At 38.5% G+C, this 2,434-nt stretch carries 3 protein-coding genes; 1 reads left to right on the top strand and 2 read right to left on the bottom strand.

From position 1 onward, the window contains the following. Positions 1-57 precede the first annotated feature (57 nt). Entirely contained in the window at positions 58-516 is a 459-nt protein-coding gene (locus tag AC3AX0_RS11600; RefSeq protein ID WP_487550443.1) for a hypothetical protein, read from the top strand. A 60-nt stretch (positions 517-576) separates the two neighbouring features. Here AC3AX0_RS11600 and AC3AX0_RS11595 read toward each other — a convergent pair whose 3' ends face one another. Together AC3AX0_RS11595 and fni are read right to left on the bottom strand one after the other, a co-directional pair. Then, entirely contained in the window at positions 577-1,278 is a 702-nt protein-coding gene (locus tag AC3AX0_RS11595) for a DUF2161 family putative PD-(D/E)XK-type phosphodiesterase (protein ID WP_487550442.1), read from the bottom strand. Between the two features lie 8 nt (positions 1,279-1,286). Continuing rightward, the gene (gene fni, locus AC3AX0_RS11590) at positions 1,287-2,318 is read right to left on the bottom strand and encodes a type 2 isopentenyl-diphosphate Delta-isomerase (RefSeq protein ID WP_487550441.1); all 1,032 of its coding nucleotides are present in this window, start codon (positions 2,316-2,318) and stop codon (positions 1,287-1,289) included. Between the last annotated feature and the right edge of the window lie 116 nt (positions 2,319-2,434).

The following is a 2,434-nucleotide window of genomic DNA, read 5'->3' as shown; positions in this document are numbered from 1 at the left end:
AAAAGGTTTAATATTAGGTTAAGAAAAACAAATACAATTTATAAAAGGAGATTTAAAATGAAAAAATTATTAAGTATTGTATTGGTTGTAATGGTGGCAATGGGAACGATGGTATTTGCATTTGCAGATACGGGGGTGGAAGAAGTGGTTGAAGACGAAGTAGTCGCATTAGAATGTCCATACGGTGAAGATCAAGGGCAAAGAATTATGAACAGATATGCAGATGGATCTGGAGAAGGAATGAAAGGCAACGGCTTAAATAACGGAAGCGACATTGAAAAAGGAACAGGTCAGGGCAACAGGCAGAACGGAGCACATGAAATGAACGGTGAAATCCTAAGAGACGGAAGCGGTCTTGGAAACGGATCACAGGAAATGAAAGGCAACGGTTTGAGAGACGGAAGCGGCATTGAAGAAGGAAGAGGACACGGCAACGGACATTACGGTGCACAAGACGGTTCTGGAAACGGTGACAGACTTAGAGCAGGTACTGAAGACTGTGTAAATGCAGAATAATTGAAACACTGATATGGAGAATCCTCTGTCATGCAGTCTAAAACTGTATGACAGGGGATTTTAGTCCTCAACACCTCTAATTTTATCTATTACATGATTGTAATCCTCTACCTCACAGCGACCCCTTTCGCTGAGTTTATAGACTCCTTTTCCTGCCCTATCGAACCATCCGTAGTAGTTTTTGTAAAGGATATTTGTTGTCTTATCATTTCCAGAAGCTTCTCTTAACTCCTTTGTGGTCATGTCGTTTGTCTCTCTCAAGTAAGAGGCCAATACAAGAGCCTTTTCCCTGTATACTGTAATCAGTTTTCCTTTTGTTCCACCCACATTGTTGTCTCCGTGTCTGTTGGACAGTTCTTGGTCAACCATTTCCCTCTTTTTCTTGCTCCTGGATCTGCTCCTTGATAAATCAAAAAGATTCGGCTCCAGTACAATTTGAGCATAGGTATTCTTTTCACCAAGTGAAACAAAAATCAGTCCTAGTTCTAGTCTTCTCAGTAAATATTCCTTGTCCTTGAAATCCTTTGAAAATCTTTTCTTAAATTTCGGGAAAGGTATGGCAACATATACATCTTTATATATTTTCTGTCTCTTTACAGCTTGAAGTATAAGCTTCATACTAAATGAAGTTTTAAGCTCTATTACTATTCTTTTGTCATCCTTTACAGCTACCACATCTATATCGTTCACTTCGCTAAAAACCTCATAACCCATTCCCTCAAACAGATCCTTTACCGGTTGGTACAGTTCAGTTTCTTTCATAATTTAACTCAATCCCTCATCCATTCTTTAAGTTCTCCCTTTATCAAGGGAGAAACATTTCTCAATTCTTCTATTTTTCTGCATCCAAGGAGCATCATAATAACCTTCATCTTATGGAACATACCTTCCATCATCTTCTCCGTAGAGTTATATCCGCTTTCCATATATCTCCTGAAGACAACTCCACAGACAGCAGTCAACGAGCTATTCATAGCCAGGGACTTCACTATATCCGATGCGGAGTTTATCCCTCCGCTTGCTATTATATTTATCTTGCTGCTTAATTTACTACAATGTAATAGACTTGCTGCTGTGGGTATTCCCCAGTCATAAAGATCGGAATAGTCCATGGTTTCATTTCTCATATCTTCTATTTCAATGAAATTCGTACCGCCTTTACCACCAATATCCACATACTCAATTCCAATATCCACAAGCTTCCTGACTGTAGAATGTGTCATGCCAAAACCTACTTCCTTTACTATAACTGGAACTTCAATACGTTTTGATACATATTCGATATTATCAAGTATTCCCCTGAAGTGCCTGTCACCCTCGTCCATACACATTTCCTGTGGAGCATTAAGGTGAAGCTGCACTGCATCTGCCTCAATCATCTCAACAGCCCTTGATATTTCGTCCAAGGTCGAGTGGGCAGAAACATTTGCTATGACTACCTTGTCCTTCATGATTTCTCTGACTACAGTATAGGATTCATAATTGCCGCTCTTCAATCCAAGAGACTGGGATCCAACAGCCATGGGTATGTTGAATCTGTTTGCCAGTTCAGCAAGACCCCTGTTTATTTCAACAGCTCCGTCAAATCCTCCTGTAACAGCATTTATCATTACCGGATAATCTATTTTCTTATTAAGGAACATGAATTCTGTTACAATCTCTGGAAAGTCCAGTTCTGGAAATGAATTATTTTCAAGAACGATATCTTCAAACAAGGCAGAATTATTGTTCTTTCCTTTTAAAAAGTTTTCAATATGTTCTCTTTTTCTTTTTTCAGATATCTCTATATAATCACGATTCATGTCTACCGTCCTTTTTGTGTTTCTTTCCAGCGCTCTGTAGCTTATATTATAATATCTTTTACAACTTCCAACAACTTATAGTTTTTTCTACATTCTATAATCATCATGCCATTTCC

This window comes from Dethiosulfatibacter sp. (genome assembly GCF_983023055.1).
Note: the sequence above shows the minus strand (reverse complement) of the source record. Positions and strands in the feature narration are given on the sequence as shown.